Origin of the sequence: Mycoplasma iguanae (assembly GCF_024722375.1) — a bacterium.
GTDB lineage: Bacteria > Bacillota_I > Bacilli_A > Mycoplasmatales > Metamycoplasmataceae > Mycoplasma_M > Mycoplasma_M iguanae.
In genome coordinates this window covers 150,437-166,235 of sequence record NZ_CP102734.1, presented here as the reverse complement: position 1 = coordinate 166,235, position 15,799 = coordinate 150,437, and the positions used below count along the sequence as shown (strand labels likewise).

Here is a 15,799-nt window from a genome sequence, read left to right as displayed (position 1 = left end):
ATCTCTATAATTGAATGCCATTTTTATGTATTTTTTCGTATCCTTCTGTTACAGCATAACAAGTAAGAGATGTTATCACTAATAAAATAACGTTAAAAGAAGAGTACAGAGCTAAGCTACCTAAAAAGTAATTAGGTAATAAAAAGAATAATGTTTTGTAAGTTTCTCAATTGTCTATAATCATATAAAAATTTACAAATCTATTCTCAAAAATAGAGAAAAATAGTGGATTGATTAAGAAAATATTTAAAATATTAATAATAATTATTGTAACTAAAGATGCAAATGTAAATTGGACTATTTTAGTTAGATGTTTATTTTTAAAATTGAATAAATAATGTGAAATCCATAAAGATCCAATGTATAAAAGCGAAACAATTAATAAAACTCCTTGCCCTAAAAAACCTAAAGAAGTGTAACCTTCATTATATGAAGGAGCAATAAAAAATCTTAATAGTAAAATTAATAAAGTAGGTTTTCAACCCGCAACTATATAAGTTATGGTAATAAAAATAATTGAAAAATCAAATTTTAAAAATCCATAAAATGCTAGAAAACGATTTAAAAATGTAAATAGTAAAACTAATCCCAACATGATGCCGGCAAAAGTAATTTGGAAAGTTATTTTTGGTGAATGAGTTTTAAATTGTTGATACATTATTTAGTCCCAAAAATACGGTCTCCGGCGTCACCTAGACCGGGAATAATGTATTTTTTACTATTTAATTTTTCGTCTCTTGCTGATAGATAAATATTTACATCAGGAAAAACTGTTTGGATTTTTTCAATTCCTTCATTAACACCTACAAGACAAACAAGTTTAATGTTGGTAAAACCATCTTTTTTTAACCTTTTAATACAATCAAATGCAGAAATACCTGTCGCCAACATAGGATCTACAACTATCATGTATGAATCTTTAGCAACATCAGGAATTTTATAAAAATATTCGTGTGATTCAAAAGTTTTTTCGTCACGATAAAGTCCTACATGTCCTACTCTGGCATCAGGAACTAATGAAAGAATTCCTTGCACCATTCCCAAACCGGCTCTTAAAATAGGAATAATGACAATTTCTTTATCCATTTGCTCGCCCTTTGCAATTGATCCTGTTGGTGTTTGAACTAATAATGATTTAGTCTCATAATTACGTAAAATTTCATAAACCATTAGTGATGAAATTTCTTCTAAAAGTTTTCTGAAAACTTGATGTGATGTTTTTTCATCACGCATAATTGTTAACTTCGTTTTAATTAGCGGATGATCTAAAACTTTTACCATTTTTATCCTCTCTTTTTTATTTATTAGTAGTTGTTTTTTGAGATTTTTTCATTACTTAAAATTTGCACAGCTGATGAAGTCCCAAATCTAGTAGCACCTTCTTTATGCATACTTTCTAGATCTTCAATTTTTCTGATACCACCTGCTGCTTTTATTTCTATTGTATCACCTACTACTGATTTCATTAAAATAATATCTTCTATAGTAGCTCCTCTTGTAGAAAAACCTGTTGAAGTTTTAATAAAATCAGCACCTGAATTAACAACAATTTCAGAAATTTTTAAAATTTCTTCTTTTGACAATAAAGCAGTTTCGATAATAACTTTTAATATATGAGTTCCTATCGCTTTTTTGATAGCTTGAATTTCTTTTAATACATAATCATAGTCATGGTCTTTAAATCTTCCAATATTAATAACCATATCAATTTCATTAGCTCCAGCTTCGATAGCTGATTTAGCTTCAAAAACTTTTGAATTTGTATCCATTGCCCCTAAAGGAAAACCAATAACTGATGTGATTCCCACATTAGTATTTTTTAGTTTTGAATAAACATATGATACTCATGATGAATTAACGCACACTGTAGCAAATTGATATTCAATTGCTTCTTGAATTAATTTATCAATATCTGTAGTTTTAGCTTCTGGTTTTAGAAGAGTATGATCAATCATTTTGTTGAAATTCATATCTATTCCATCCTTTTTAAAATAACTTTATTTTCAATTTGTTCTGGATTAATTTCATATGAATCATTTAAATCTTCTACAATTTTTGGATCAATTGGTTTAGATGAATATAGTGTAAATAAGATTTCACCTTTTTTCACTAGATCATTTGTCTTTTTATTTAATGTTATACCAGCATCAAAATCAATAATATCAGTTTTACTAAATCTACCTGCTCCTAATTTTGATGAAACCATGCCAAAATCTAAAGCTGACTTAATATTAAAAAATCCTTCTGAAGTAGCTTTTATTTCTAATGCATGTTTTGGTTGTCAAAAACTTGCTGATTTCAATTTTTCGACGTTTCCATTTTGCGCTGCGATAAACTCATAAAACTTTTCTAAGGCTTTACCTTCTTTGATTGTTGCATCAATCATTTTTTTAGCTTCATCACGGTTTGAAGCTTTTTGTGATTGCATAATAATCGTTTCACATGAAGAATAACATAATTCTGTGAAATCTTTTGGTCCTTGACCTTGCAAAGTTTTAATAGCTTCTAGCACTTCGTTTTTATTACCGATTTCACAACCGATTGGTTTATCCATGTTAGTAATTTCTACTTTAACATCACGGTTTAATTCTTTACCTATATTAATCATTTCTTGCCCTAATTGCATTGCAGATTCTAAATCTTTCATAAATGCACCATTACCACATTTTACATCTAATAAAATTGCATCTGCTCCTACCGCTAACTTTTTAGACATAATTGAAGAAGCAATTAGAGGCATTGAGTCGACAGTTCCAGTAACATCTCTTAGGGCATAAATTTTTTTATCTGCAGGAACTAAATCATCAGTTTGTCCCATTAAAGCAATATTAATATCTTGAACTTGTTTAATAAAAGTTTCATAATCTAGTTCAGTTTGAAATCCTTCAATTGATTCTAATTTATCAATTGTTCCACCTGTATGTCCTAATCCTCTACCTGACATTTTAGCAACCGGAATACCTAGAGAAGCAAGAATAGGGCCAATTACTAAAGTAGTTTTATCTCCTACTCCACCAGTTGAGTGTTTGTCTACTTTGATTCCAGGAATTAAACTTAAGTCTATTACTTTTCCTGAATGCATCATTGCTAAAGTTAAATATGAGGTTTCTTTAGTAGTCATACCATTTATAAACGTTGCCATTAAAAATGCAGACATTTGATAATCTTTAATATTATCATTTACATAATTATCGATTAAAAATTTAATTTCTTGTTCTGTTAATTCTTTTTTATTTTTCTTTTTGTTAATTAAATCAATTATTGTCATTAAACTTCTTTCTAATTAATATTTTTTACTAATAAAAACTAACTTAAAAAATTAAGCTAGTTCTAAGGCAATTTCCATCATTTTATTAAATTTTTGTTCTCTCTCTTCGGGTGAGGTTAATTCATGGGTAATTAGATTATCACTGACAGTTAATAAACATGCAGCTTGCTTACCTAGTTTTTTAGCATTTGTAAATAAGGCGAAAGATTCCATTTCTACTGCAATTGCTTCTGTAATTTTTAATGTTTCTTCTAATGATCTAGATGAATAAAAAACATCTGAAGAATGGACTCTTCCTGTAGTTACAGGAATATTTAATTTTTCAGCATTTTTTAATAATGCTTCATTTAATTCTTTTGAAGGATACATAACATGTGTTTTTTCTCCTAGAACAAGTTCAGTAAAGGTAGTTGAATCTGAATAAGCACTTTCAACAAGAATAATGTCATAAAGTTTTAATTCAGCTTTGTATGCTCCTGCTGATCCAATTCTGACAATTTTTTCTACATCGTAAAATTTGAATAATTCATATGAGTAAATCCCGATTGAAGGAATTCCCATACCTGAAGCGGCTACAGTAATTTCCTTACCTTTATATTTACCTGTATACATAAAACAGTTTCTAACTGTGTTAACTAATCTGTAATCTTCCAAGAAAGTTTCAGCAATAAATTTTGCTCTCAGCGGGTCTCCTGGCATTAAAACAATTTTTGCAATATCTTCTTTTTTAGCTTTAATATGTGGGGTCATTTATACATCCTTTATAAAATAAAATATCCATATAATTTTACCATTTAATAACATTTAAATCTTTAAATTTGCATTTAATTAACATCAATAATTGATGTAATTAAATGTGCTCCTTGACTAATTAAATAATTATTTCCATCATCTTCGCTTATATCACCAGGGAAACAATAAATTTCTTTTCCTAAATTCAAAAACTCCGTTACTAAAGTATTAGCTTGACTTCTTTTTTTAGAAGAATAAATAACTAATGATTCTCCAAGTGCAGATACTAAACGGTTACGAGCTCTTAGTCTATTTCTTGAAATATTTACATTACTTGGACTTTCTGAAATAATTAAAGTTTGATCTGTAACTTTTACCGGTTCATGAAAAAAAGGATTTTCTATACCATTACATGAAATATAAATTATTGGTTTATCATTTTTTTGAAAATAATTAACTATTTTGTGATCCATGGCTTTCGAATAATTAGTAATTAATGTTTGTTTTTTAATTACTTCCGGCAATGTTTTATTAAAATAAAATTCGATATTTTGTGTCTGATGTTCACCAGTTAAACATATTTTATGTTTATTGTATAAAAGCAGTTTATTACCTTCATAAAAAATCACAAATGGTGGTTTAGCTAAAAATTTAAATTCCTGGGGGTAATCTCAATCTAAAATAGTAATCGCTTTGATTTTTCGAGCTTCAACTTGTTTTTTAACTTCTTCAATTTCTGAAAATGAAATTAATTCATTTTTTAATAATGCTTCATATATTTGATTAAAATCACCTTTGTATTTGATTGCGAAATAAACTAGTACATATTTCATTTATTCTCCTTTTTTACTGTCACTTCATTAAGTAAATGTAAAAAAAATGCATGAAAATAAAAAAACTCAAATAGCTTTTTCTGCTACTTGGGTTTTTAAATATGTTTATGTTATTATTTAGTTATTTTTTTTGTTACCATTTCGATAACATCATTAATAGTTTTAATGCTCATTAATTCATCATCGCTAATTTCAATGGAAAAATGTTCTTCTAAATCAGTTACCATTTCTACTAAATCTAAAGAATCAATACCTACATTTAAAATGATACTATCTTTTTTTAAATTTTTAGCACCCATTCTTTCAAGGTTGTTAAAAATAAATTTTTCAATATCTGAATTTGACATCTTAAAATTATAACATTAAGATAAATCTATTTGAAAATTATTTACTTCACTTAAATTTTGATCAGTTCATTTAAAATGAAATTCTACACTTTGATCATTAATTTTTTTATAGTTAAAGGTTATTTTACCTGTTGTTTTGTTCATTGTTTTTATTGTTTCTTGAATAATGGCAGCAATAAAGTTATCACTTATTAATAACTTATTGCCTTTATATTCTAAATAATCGTAAAAATCACTTATATCAATTTTTGGGAAAACTACTGTCTCAGTTAACTTCTGCTTATCATCAAATAAAGAATATTTTTCTGTTTGATTTTTTTTAATTAGTTCAATAGTTACAAAAGTAATGGGAACTAAACCAATAATTAAAGAAACTAATAAAAGCATTTTTCATTTTTTAGCTAAATTAATTTTTTGCCAAGCATATTTTAATTTATTCAAGATTTTCATTTTCTTCTTTTTTACTTAAATGTAAAATAGTTTGCAAAGATAACTTTTGTAAAGCTATTTTAACAAAATCTCTACTTTTAATTGTATAAGGTAAGAAAACATTATCTATATCATTTTTGTAAATAATTTTCAGTTTTTTAATTCCCTCGTAGTGATCTAAATAAGGTTGTAAAATAGTTTGATGTAGACCTAAATGAAGATTAGAAAAATCCTCATTTAGGTCAGTTTCTATTACATAATTTAATTCACCTTGAAAATTAAAGGGAATAATATAACCTTTATTGGCATTTTTATTCAACCCCTTGATAGTTTGTTGGCTTTTCATATCATAAAAAGTGTTGCTTATTATTTCGATGGTACCAATAATTTTTTGATTATTAATTGTTTCTGGATTACTAGTATTGTTTAGAACAAACTGGAGATCTAAAGAACTATTCCCTTTAAGAGGTAAACCAGAAACTTTTTTTGGTAATAATGCTATATCCCTTGCAATATCTTCCTCATTATCATTAAATATTGCAACTTTAAAAAGTACTTTATTATGTATTCCTTGTTGCAATTTTTGAGGATACAAAATAATATTGTTATAAATGATATTATTTTTACTAACTATTTGAGAATTGACAACTTGCAAGTGGTTGGAATAAGTTTTAGGGCTAAGAAAATGAATGCCATTTTCAGATACTAAATATTCTTTTTCATTTTCTTGATGTTTCACCGCAATTTGATTAACAATTTTCATATATTCATTATTTTCATGATCCCTTAAATTAGTAATAGAAGAAATACCTTGCAATTTTTTAAATTGCAAATTTTTTGTGAAATTAGGACTTAGGAAAGTTTGATTTCATTTTCCTGTATTTAATTGTTCTAAAGCAGTTTGTAATTGATTGCTGTTATTTCATTGAAAATAGTGTGATCAATAAAAACTTTGTTCTGTTAAAAATTGTCCTTTACTAGCAAATAAACCATTTACTAAATATCGTTTTAGTTCTATCACACTTTGGTCATTTTCATTAAGCTGATTTAAATTAGCTTGATGGTATGGAATGTAGTGAGTTCTAGAAATAATTTTTTGTTGTTGATTTTGTTGTGGGATCACAATCGGCATATTAATTAGTAACATTGTAAACTCCTTTTTTATTTTCTTCTCATTATATGAATGTAGAAAAATGATAAAAAAAAAGAAAAAACACTCATCATTAATGATGAGTGCAAGGCCATATATGGATGATATGGTGGCTTCGGCAGGAATCGAACCAGCGACACACGGAGCTTCAATCCGTTGCTCTACCTACTGAGCTACAAAGCCTAATGGCGGTCCAGACGGGGATCGAACCCGCGATCTCCTCCGTGACAGGGAGGCGTATTAAACCACTTTACCACTGAACCATTGGTTGCGGAGATAGGATTCGAACCTATGACCTTTGGGTTATGAGCCCAACGAGCTGCCAACTGCTCCACTCCGCTATATTGAAATGCATCAATAATGCATTTAGATGGTATATTGCCTATTGAAAGTTTTTAACTTTTAATAAACACTGGCGGGCAATGAGGGATTCGAACCCCCGCGGGCCGTGAAGCCCCTGCTAGTTTTCAAGACTAGTCCCTTCAGCCAGACTTGGGTAATTGCCCTTGGTGGACCCAGCTGGGCTCGAACCAGCGACCGACCGGTTATGAGCCGGTTGCTCTAACCAACTGAGCTATAGGTCCTAAATAACCTATTTAATTCCATATGGTGGCTCCAAAGAGAGTCGAACTCTTGACCTTCCGGGTATGAACCGGATGCTCTAACCAACTGAGCTACAGAGCCATAATGGTGGAGAGGAAGGGAGTCGAACCCTCTACCTCCTGCGTGCAAGGCAGGCGCTCTAGCCAGGTGAGCTACCCCCCCAAAATGGTGAAGAAGACAGGATTCGAACCTGCGACCACTTGGTCCCAAACCAAGTGCTCTACCAAGCTGAGCTACTTCTCCAATATGGAACTAAATAATATTTAGTTGTTTTAAATGCTTTTGAATTATACAATATTTTTATAAAATGAGAAATATTTTTAAAATAATTTTATCATTTTTTCTAAATTTTAGTTTTATTAAATAAAAAATGTAATAACTCCTCGGAGTTATTACCTTATTAAGCATATGGAATAACATTGCAAATGTCTTTAAGATGTTTTATTATACGCAGAAATATTTATTAATATTTCTTAAAACCCGCTTGGGTACTATTCCAACGGATCTATTTAATTTTATCAGATTTTAAAAATAAGTAAAGAAAAAAATACTTTATAATAAAGTATTTTTTTATGTTATTAAGATGTGGCAGCTGAGCCTGCTGCTGGAGTTGAATCACTAGGTTTTAATGAAGCTGGAATAATAATTTCTGTTCCTTTTTCATCAACAACTTTGTATTCATAAGTTTTTCCTGATTCTAAAGTTGTTAATTTAAATTCAACACCAGTAATTTTATTTGCTTCTGTAACGATTTGAGGTGCACCTTCTACCGCTTTTCAACTATTTGTTGTTGAAGAAGCTGCATCTGCTACTTCACGGTAATGTAAAGTTAGTATTGAAGATACGTTTTCAATTAATGGTGAAACTTTAATAGTTGCACTAGTTTGACCTGTTTCATATGTAACAGTAGCAATAGGATCACCATATGTTTTAAATGTACTTTCAGCTAAAAGTTTAGTATCTGTTAATGTATCATTTGTGCTACTTCCTGGTTTTTTAAAGTAAACTTCATATTTGTAAGTTTCATTTTTTTGTAAACCTTTTAATTCTATAGTTGCTTTTCCTTCAGCATTTACTGCTATAGTTGGTGAGCTAGTTCATTCAGTTGATGTTCCACTACTATTATTAAGTTGGTATTTAACAAAAATATTTAATCCGGCAATTAGTTGTGCATCATCAAGATTTATAATTGATCCAGCCAATTTAGATTCTGTAGATGAGCTAGGTAATTTAAATGTTTCTTCTTTTAATTCATCTCACTGAGTTGCACCAGGTGATTGGAATTCTACTTTAACTTGGTATTCAGTTTTTTCTAAACTAGATAAAGTAAATTCGTATGAATCTGATGAACTTGAAGTTGTAGAAGAAGCTACAGTATATGAATTATCACCACTTGTTGGTGGAGTAGCAGATCCATTTGTTGATGCTGTTTGTCAAGGCATGCTGCTGCTGCTGCTGCCAGTTTTTCTATAACTGACTTTGATTTTTCCACCAACAAGATTTTGGGTTCTTCCCACTTTTACTTTTACAGTATTTTCAGAATCTAAAACAATAGTTGTTGTTGGAGCTTGATTTGAAGTAAAAGTAATGGGTGATTCAAGTAATGGATTTGTTTGATCATGAACGAATAGTTGTAAAACATATTTCACTGATGAATCTAAATTAGATACAGTTATTTCTTTTGAACTATCTGCATTTACTTTTGATTCATTACCAGTTTTAACACTATTTTTATTTTCAGGAAAAAAGTCTAAAATAGTAGGATCTAAAGCAGCATTTGGGGTTGGGTTTTCAATAACACGTGCCATAAGCATTGAACTTGAAAATGTACTATCAATGTTTTCAATATTTACAGATACTTTATTACCTACTAATGTAATAATTACATTATTATCTGCATTTACTTTTGCTCTAGGGAATTTTGTAGTTTTAAAATTATTTACTTCAGTATCTAATAAAGAAATTTCTGGTGCATCTTCTAAATATACTTTATATAAATAATCTGTTTCAGGAATTAATCCAGTTAATTCTAAATTAGCTGTTAATTTTTGATCAGTTCCGGTAGGTAATGCAAGTGTAGTTTCTACCTTTTTAGTAAGATCTTCATCTTTGAAAGAATCTGCTGTTGCTTTATCTGTTGTTTTATTTAAAAATGCAACAACAACTTTTTTACCAGCTAATTTTTTGTCTATATTTGTTAATTTAACAGTTGCTGTTTTAGGTCCTGTTTGCACTAGGCTATTTATAGATTCAGACATTTTAAATGAAACAACAGCACTGCTATCAAAGAATTGACTAATAATTTGCCCTGTTTTAGGATCTGAAATTTGAATTGTGTATTCTTGGTTTGCTTCTAAGTTATCAAAATTAAGATTTAATTTTTGATTTTGAACTAAAGCATTTTTAGAATTTACTTTTTCTAACACAATTGTTGCACTTGATGATACAGCAGCTGAATTTTTCAATAAACTTACTGTTAAAGCTTCACCATCATATTTTTTAGAAATATTTTCAATAAATATTTTAGCTGTTTTATTAATTAATTCAAATTTTACACCTGTACTTTTAGGAGTAGTAAATGTAGATTCTGCTGTACCAAAATTAACTAAATTTTGACTTAATGCTTTAACTTCAAAAGTATAAGTTTTTTCTTTTGAAATACCTTGTGTTAATGGAACACTAAATTTTTGATTATTAACTTCAGAAATTGTGGTTGTATTAACTGTTCAATAAGTAACTGGAGCTGGAGCTGTTTCGGTTGTTTCTGCAGTTGATGATGCAGGTGTTTCTAAAATTTTTGATGTTTCATTAGCTAAAGGCAATGATGTTTCTGTAGTAGAAGAAGCAGTTTCACCTTCTGTAGGTACTGGTGCTTCAGTAATAACAGAAACTGTAATTTTATATTTAGAAGATGCTTCTAAACCAGATAAAGAAACTGTTAAAGCATTTTGATTTGCGACAGTAATTTCACTTGATGTTACATGTTTAGCTTCTTCATATGTAATAGGTGATGGAGCTGTTTCAGGAGCTGGAGCTGGAGCTGGAGCTGGAGCTGGAGCTGGAGTAGCTGTTTCATTTGATGGATTAGATTGACTTGTCTCACTTGTTGGAGTTGAAGCGCTTGTGTCGCTTGTGTCGCTTGTGTCGCTTGTGTCGCTTGATGTGGCAGATACAGCAGGTGATGGTGTTTCTGGCGATGTTGCTGGCGCTGATGCAGTTGTTTCTTTTGCGTATGATACTTTTAATTTTTTACCAATAAATTCTTCTAGATATTTGAAAGTTAATTCTAATGATGTTGGAGCTTTTTTAGTTACATCAAAATAATTCTCTAAAGTAAATTTTGATTTATCAATAACTTCTTTGTAATTAATCTGCAAGCTTTTACCTACATAATCATGTAGATTATTAAAAACTAAATGAACTTCATTTGAAGAAATTAAATCTGTTGAATATGAAAATTCTTCAGTTTTTGTTTCTGGAGTTTGAGGAGTTTCTGTAGTTGGTGCAGGGCTTGGACTAGTTGGTTGTTCTGGAGTTGGTGCTGCTTTAGTAGTAAAAGCATTAGTTCAAATATTTGAACTAGCAACAATAACACTTGAATCACCAGGTTCTAAAATATTAAATCTAACTTCATACTCTTTTTTTGAACCTAATTTTGTTAGAGTAACTGTAAAATTATCTTTATTTTGATCATTAATTGCAATTCCACCTTCAACAGGTAAAGAAGCGAAGTTAGTTGAACCTACTTCACGATAATTAACAACAAGTTTTTTGCCAATGAATTGCCCTAAGTTTTTTAGTTTAAGAGTTGCAGTTGAATCAGTTGCAGTTCATGAAGCATCAGCATCTATATAATTTTTGTACTGTAATTGCTGATTACTACTTTCTGAACTTGGAGCACACGAAATTACAATTGCAATAGGCGTAATTGTACTTACACTAAGAGCGCTTCATTTATATATTTTTTTCATATCTTTCCTTTACTTTCATTTAAAAATATCTTATTTACAAGAATTTATTTTACTATATTCACTGTGTCAACGTATAGTTATTTATTATAAAATTACAAAAAATTACCTTGAAAGTATTTTTTATTAAAAATTATAACAATTTTTTACTGTTTTAAACTAAAAAAAGAATAATTAAAGTAGTTAGCTTTTTTTAGAGTTAGTCATTTTCTCATAAAAATTCATAATCAAAAATTCTAACTGTGTCATTTTTTTTAACTCCTTGATTTTCTAATGCTTTTCAAACACCTAACTGACGTAATTTTCTGTTGAAAAGCATTAAATTATCATGTGAAATTAAAGGAATTTTATGGTAAATTTCTTCGATTTCTGGGCCAAAAATTTCAAATAATCCTTCATGAATTTTTTTAACTTCGAAGTATGTTTTCAAACTAATGGTAACTTCTGATTTAACTTTTGCAATTATTGGATTTTTATTTGCTTCAATCATTTTAAAAATCTTTGCTTTTAATGTGTCAAAGTCATCATTTTCTAAAGCACTAATTGTAATGATTTCCTGACTAGGATATTTTGCTTTGAAAGCTTTTAGATGTTGTTGAAAACTACTTAAATCTGCTTTATTAGCAATTATAATTTGAGCTCTGTTTTCTAAACCTATATTGTATGCTTTAATCTCTTGATTGATATGCTCATAATCTGTGATGGGATCTTTATTAGGATCACCAAAATCAATGACATGTAATAAGACACGACATCTTTCTAAGTGTTTTAAAAATCTAATCCCTAAACCTTTACCTTGTGAAGCGCCTTTAATTAAGCCTGGTAAATCTGCTACTACAAATGAATTTTCAAAATATTTTACTAAACCAAGTTGAGGCACTAATGTGGTAAAAGTATAATCTGCTATTTTGGGTTTAGCATTAGAAATTCGCGAAAGTAAAGTTGATTTTCCAGCTGATGGTTTTCCCACTAAGCCTGCATCTGCCATAATTTTTAAATTTATGAAGATGTCCATTTTTTGGCCTCGATCACCTTTTTCAGAAATTTCCGGTGCAGTATTTCTAGAAGATTTAAATTTACTGTTTCCTCTTCCACCTTTACCACCTTGAGCAATTAGGTAAGGTCGATCTTCTATAATATCTGCAATTATTTTATTTTTATGATAAACCACAGAACCAAAAGGTACTTTGACAAAAGTATCTTTGCCTTTAGCTCCATATTGATTTTTAATTCTACCATTTTCACCATCTTCAGCTTTGACAGTTTTTTTTAAGTGTAAACTTAAAAGTGTATTAACTCCGCTGTCAGGTACAAAATAAACAGAACCACCATCGCCACCATCGCCACCTGAAGGGCCACCACGATCAACGTGAGCTTCACGACGGAAGGCAATCATTCCGTCTCCTCCCTTACCAGCTTGAACTAGTAATTTTACCTGATCAATAAATTTCATAGTGCTCCTTATATATTAATTCTGTCAATAAAAAAATCTTACATTAATTTGTAAGATTTTTAGCATGAAAATTATTGTCTTTCTGTATAAACGGATGCATATTTACGATTTTTCTTAGTTTCGTATTTTACGTATCCCTCAATTAAAGCAAAAAGAGTATCATCATTTCCTCTTCCCACATTAGTACCGGGGAAGATTTTTGTTCCTCTTTGTCTAAAAATTATTGCACCAGCTGTTGCAAATTGACCATCACCTAATTTTAATCCTAAACGTCTTCCTTTGGAATCACGACCATTACGAGTCGAACCACCAGCTTTTGTCTTTGCCATTTCTGATTATCCTTTCAATTCCGTAATTTTTACTCTTGTATAAGGTTGACGATGTCCTAATTTTCTTTTGTGAGTTGATTTTGCGTTGTGACGATAAACAATAATTTTCTTTTGTTTTCCTTGTTTTTCAATCACACCAGTTACTGTTGCTCCAGTAACTAAAGGTGCTCCGATTTTTTGGTCTAAAACTAGTACTTGATCAAAAGTAACTATATCACCTTCGTTACCTTCAATTTTTTCAATAAAGATAGTATCATCTTTTTTGACAAGTAATTGTTTACCACCAGTTTGAATAATTGCAAACATATTTCTCCTTAATAATGGCTCATCTTGAAGGTACTAAATATTTTTTTAAAAATATTTAGATTTAGAACCTTTTTAGAATGGTTACATTAAGTAACGTTTTTTATTTTAACATAAAATTAAAATTTCTTTATTATTATAAATATATAAAATGCTAGTAAAATTAAAATACTAAAAATATTCAAACTGGATAATTTTTAAATTTTGTAAAAAACATGATCTGAATTTAATTTATGATTTGGTGAAAAACAGTCTTGTTAAATAATAAATAAGGAATAAATTATGGGTGAAATTATTTGAAAATCGTTTAAACTAGGTGATTTGTTTGAGTTTATAACTGTTTCAAGATCATTGACACTAAAAAATTATAATTTGCTTGATCAAGTGCAGGATAATTACATTAAGGTTGTTACTAGTTCAAAAAATAATTCTTATAAGTATATTAATAAGGATGATTTAGATCCAACAATTCCTATTTTTAGAAATCAACTAACTATTAATAAAAATGGTAGTGTAGGTTATTGCTTTTATCATGATTATGATTTTGTCGCAACTGCTGATACGTGTATTTTAAGTTATAAAAATAAAGATTTAGAAAAATTAGATAATTCAGTTAATCATTTTTTAGCAAAAATACTATCAAATCTTTTACTAACAATATCTACAATTATTCATATAAATTAAACCAAGAAAATATCAGTCGTGAAAGTATTTTACTACCCTGTTTAGAAGTTAAACCGGATGACCAATATATATATATATATAGAAGATGGTAAATATTATACGCTTGCTACTGATTATATAAAAGATTTAATGGAGCAAGCTAAAGAATATAAAGAGCAAAAAACAATTAGATTGTATGAAGCTCAAAAAGCTAAATATGAAGCACAAAAAGCTAAGTATGAATTAACTTATTTACAAGATAAAACAAATATTATTTGAAAATCGTTTAAACTAGATGATTTATTTGAGTTTATAACTGTTCCAGGATCATTGACATTAAAAAATTATAATTTGCTTGATCAAGCTCAAGATAATTACATTAAGGTTGTTACTAGTTCAAAAAATAATTCTTATAAGTATATTAATAAGGATGATTTAGATCCAACAATTCCTATTTTTAGAAATCAACTAACTATTAATAAAGATGGTAGTGTAGGTTATAGTTTTTATCATGATTATGATTTTGTTGCTACATCACATACATATGTGATGGATTATAAAAATAAAGATTTAGAAAAATTAGATAATTCTGTTAATTATTTTTTTGCAAAAATACTAACAAATCTTTTTGTTTCTAGTGTTTATAGTTACTCTTATGCACTCAACCAAGAACATATTCGTCGTGAAAGCATTTTACTGCCCTGTTTAGAAGTCAGTTCAGAAGATGAATATATATGACAAGAAAATAATAAATATTATATACTTGCATTAAACTACATTTCCTATATTTATTTACAAGGAAAAGTCAATTATAATCAAAAGCTAATTGATAATTACACACATTAATATTTAAAACTAACTTTGTCTTCATTTTTGCAAAATTTTATCTGTTTTGTAAATATTTTTTCTATATTTTTTATCTAAATTCATATAAATTTCAAATAAACAATCAATAATGATGATTGATGATAACTTAGATGCAACTGGAACATTTTTAGTATTATCATGAATTTTTTCATAAAGAATTTTGATATCTATTAAATCTGAAAATTGATTTTTGCCATTGGAAGTAATAACAATAATTTTTGCGCCTTGATTTCTAGATTGTTGAATGGAAAAAATAATTTCTTTATTATTTAAATTATTTGATACCACAATTACACAAGAATTTTTGTTTAATAAACCAATTAACGGCATAATTGTGTGAAAGTCTTCACTAAATAAAACATTTTTTCCTGATTTTGCTAGATTAGATGATAGTTCATTTGCTAATTTGTTAGATGAACCTACTCCAATACACATAATTTTTTTGGAAACATTAATAAGATTGGCTGCTTGATAAATTTGTTCTATATTAAAATTATTAATCGTATTTTGAAAAGAGTAATTATGAATATTATTCAAAATTACTAAATCTTCTTTTGTATTATGAATATTTCTGGTTTGTGACTTAAGTTCTTCAATTTTTTTGTTGACATAAAAAACAAAATTTCTGTAAGAACTAAAGCCATAGCGTTTTACAAAACGTGAGATAGAAGCTTCCGAACAAAAAACTTTTTTTGATAATTCTAATGAAGTTAAATTAAAAGGTTCTAATTTTAAAGAATTAATAAAATTTAAAATATTTTCTTCAACATCAGTTAAATTAAATTTTTTAGTTATGATTGGAAAAGAAGCTTTTTCACTGTTCATAAAATAATTATAGCTTATTAATTTTAATT

General features: G+C 28.4%; 16 protein-coding genes and 8 tRNA genes. 2 read left to right on the top strand and 22 right to left on the bottom strand.

Annotation, left to right across the window (positions count from 1 at the left end):
* Positions 1 to 4: 4 nt before the first annotated feature.
* From NV226_RS00860 to rplU, 21 genes are all read right to left on the bottom strand, one after another.
* On the bottom strand, positions 5 to 658 hold the full coding sequence (locus tag NV226_RS00860; protein ID WP_258211018.1) for an MPN527 family putative ECF transporter permease subunit: 654 nt from the start codon (positions 656 to 658) through the stop codon (positions 5 to 7).
* Entirely contained in the window at positions 658 to 1,281 is a 624-nt protein-coding gene (gene upp, locus NV226_RS00855; protein WP_258211017.1) for a uracil phosphoribosyltransferase, read from the bottom strand. The genes NV226_RS00860 and upp overlap by 1 nt, the downstream gene beginning before the upstream one ends.
* Before the next feature lie 23 nt (positions 1,282 to 1,304).
* Positions 1,305 to 1,976 carry a deoxyribose-phosphate aldolase gene (deoC, locus tag NV226_RS00850; protein WP_373423279.1) on the bottom strand — a complete coding sequence of 224 codons (672 nt, stop codon included), beginning with the start codon at positions 1,974 to 1,976 and terminating at the stop codon, positions 1,305 to 1,307.
* On the bottom strand, positions 1,973 to 3,268 hold the full coding sequence (locus NV226_RS00845; protein ID WP_258211015.1) for a thymidine phosphorylase: 1,296 nt from the start codon (positions 3,266 to 3,268) through the stop codon (positions 1,973 to 1,975). Before NV226_RS00845 ends, deoC begins: the two co-directional genes overlap by 4 nt.
* Positions 3,269 to 3,319: 51 nt before the next feature.
* A complete protein-coding gene (deoD, locus tag NV226_RS00840; protein ID WP_258211014.1) occupies positions 3,320 to 4,018 on the bottom strand; it encodes a purine-nucleoside phosphorylase in 699 nt (232 codons plus the stop codon).
* Positions 4,019 to 4,092: 74 nt separating this feature from the next.
* On the bottom strand, positions 4,093 to 4,833 hold the full coding sequence (locus NV226_RS00835; protein WP_258211013.1) for a DNA-processing protein DprA: 741 nt from the start codon (positions 4,831 to 4,833) through the stop codon (positions 4,093 to 4,095).
* A gap of 113 nt (positions 4,834 to 4,946) precedes the next feature.
* Complete coding sequence (locus NV226_RS00830) at positions 4,947 to 5,180, bottom strand: acyl carrier protein (RefSeq protein ID WP_258211012.1); 234 nt, start codon at positions 5,178 to 5,180, stop codon at positions 4,947 to 4,949.
* Between the two features lie 15 nt (positions 5,181 to 5,195).
* Positions 5,196 to 5,630: an MHO_1590 family protein gene (locus tag NV226_RS00825; RefSeq protein WP_258211011.1), complete on the bottom strand. Its 435-nt coding sequence runs from the start codon at positions 5,628 to 5,630 to the stop codon at positions 5,196 to 5,198.
* Entirely contained in the window at positions 5,614 to 6,837 is a 1,224-nt protein-coding gene (locus NV226_RS00820) for an MHO_1580 family protein (RefSeq protein ID WP_373423278.1), read from the bottom strand. The genes NV226_RS00825 and NV226_RS00820 overlap by 17 nt, the downstream gene beginning before the upstream one ends.
* Before the next feature lie 29 nt (positions 6,838 to 6,866).
* Positions 6,867 to 6,942: transfer RNA gene (locus tag NV226_RS00815), tRNA-Phe, on the bottom strand.
* 3 nt (positions 6,943 to 6,945) lie between these two features.
* A tRNA-Asp gene (locus NV226_RS00810) sits at positions 6,946 to 7,022 on the bottom strand.
* Positions 7,023 to 7,024: 2 nt separating this feature from the next.
* A tRNA-Met gene (locus NV226_RS00805) sits at positions 7,025 to 7,100 on the bottom strand.
* Positions 7,101 to 7,172: 72 nt separating this feature from the next.
* Positions 7,173 to 7,265 (bottom strand) — tRNA-Ser (locus tag NV226_RS00800).
* A gap of 1 nt (position 7,266) precedes the next feature.
* Positions 7,267 to 7,343: transfer RNA gene (locus NV226_RS00795), tRNA-Ile, on the bottom strand.
* A 23-nt stretch (positions 7,344 to 7,366) separates the two neighbouring features.
* Positions 7,367 to 7,443 (bottom strand) — tRNA-Met (locus NV226_RS00790).
* A gap of 4 nt (positions 7,444 to 7,447) precedes the next feature.
* Positions 7,448 to 7,524: transfer RNA gene (locus tag NV226_RS00785), tRNA-Ala, on the bottom strand.
* 4 nt (positions 7,525 to 7,528) lie between these two features.
* A tRNA-Pro gene (locus tag NV226_RS00780) sits at positions 7,529 to 7,605 on the bottom strand.
* Positions 7,606 to 7,940: 335 nt separating this feature from the next.
* Entirely contained in the window at positions 7,941 to 11,333 is a 3,393-nt protein-coding gene (locus NV226_RS00775) for a hypothetical protein (protein ID WP_258211009.1), read from the bottom strand.
* 196 nt (positions 11,334 to 11,529) lie between these two features.
* On the bottom strand, positions 11,530 to 12,783 hold the full coding sequence (gene obgE, locus NV226_RS00770) for a GTPase ObgE (protein WP_258211008.1): 1,254 nt from the start codon (positions 12,781 to 12,783) through the stop codon (positions 11,530 to 11,532).
* 71 nt (positions 12,784 to 12,854) lie between these two features.
* Positions 12,855 to 13,112, bottom strand: a complete 258-nt coding sequence (gene rpmA / locus NV226_RS00765; RefSeq protein ID WP_258211007.1) for a 50S ribosomal protein L27 — start codon at positions 13,110 to 13,112, stop codon at positions 12,855 to 12,857.
* 6 nt (positions 13,113 to 13,118) lie between these two features.
* Entirely contained in the window at positions 13,119 to 13,418 is a 300-nt protein-coding gene (gene rplU, locus NV226_RS00760; RefSeq protein ID WP_258211006.1) for a 50S ribosomal protein L21, read from the bottom strand.
* Positions 13,419 to 13,697: 279 nt separating this feature from the next.
* On the opposite strand from rplU, the gene NV226_RS00755 reads away from it, so the two are divergent.
* The gene (locus tag NV226_RS00755) at positions 13,698 to 14,099 is read left to right on the top strand and encodes a restriction endonuclease subunit S (RefSeq protein ID WP_258211005.1); all 402 of its coding nucleotides are present in this window, start codon (positions 13,698 to 13,700) and stop codon (positions 14,097 to 14,099) included.
* Between the two features lie 57 nt (positions 14,100 to 14,156).
* Positions 14,157 to 14,924: a restriction endonuclease subunit S gene (locus tag NV226_RS00750; protein WP_258211004.1), complete on the top strand. Its 768-nt coding sequence runs from the start codon at positions 14,157 to 14,159 to the stop codon at positions 14,922 to 14,924.
* Between the two features lie 9 nt (positions 14,925 to 14,933).
* Here NV226_RS00750 and NV226_RS00745 read toward each other — a convergent pair whose 3' ends face one another.
* Positions 14,934 to 15,770: a MurR/RpiR family transcriptional regulator gene (locus NV226_RS00745; RefSeq protein WP_258211003.1), complete on the bottom strand. Its 837-nt coding sequence runs from the start codon at positions 15,768 to 15,770 to the stop codon at positions 14,934 to 14,936.
* Positions 15,771 to 15,799 lie beyond the last annotated feature (29 nt).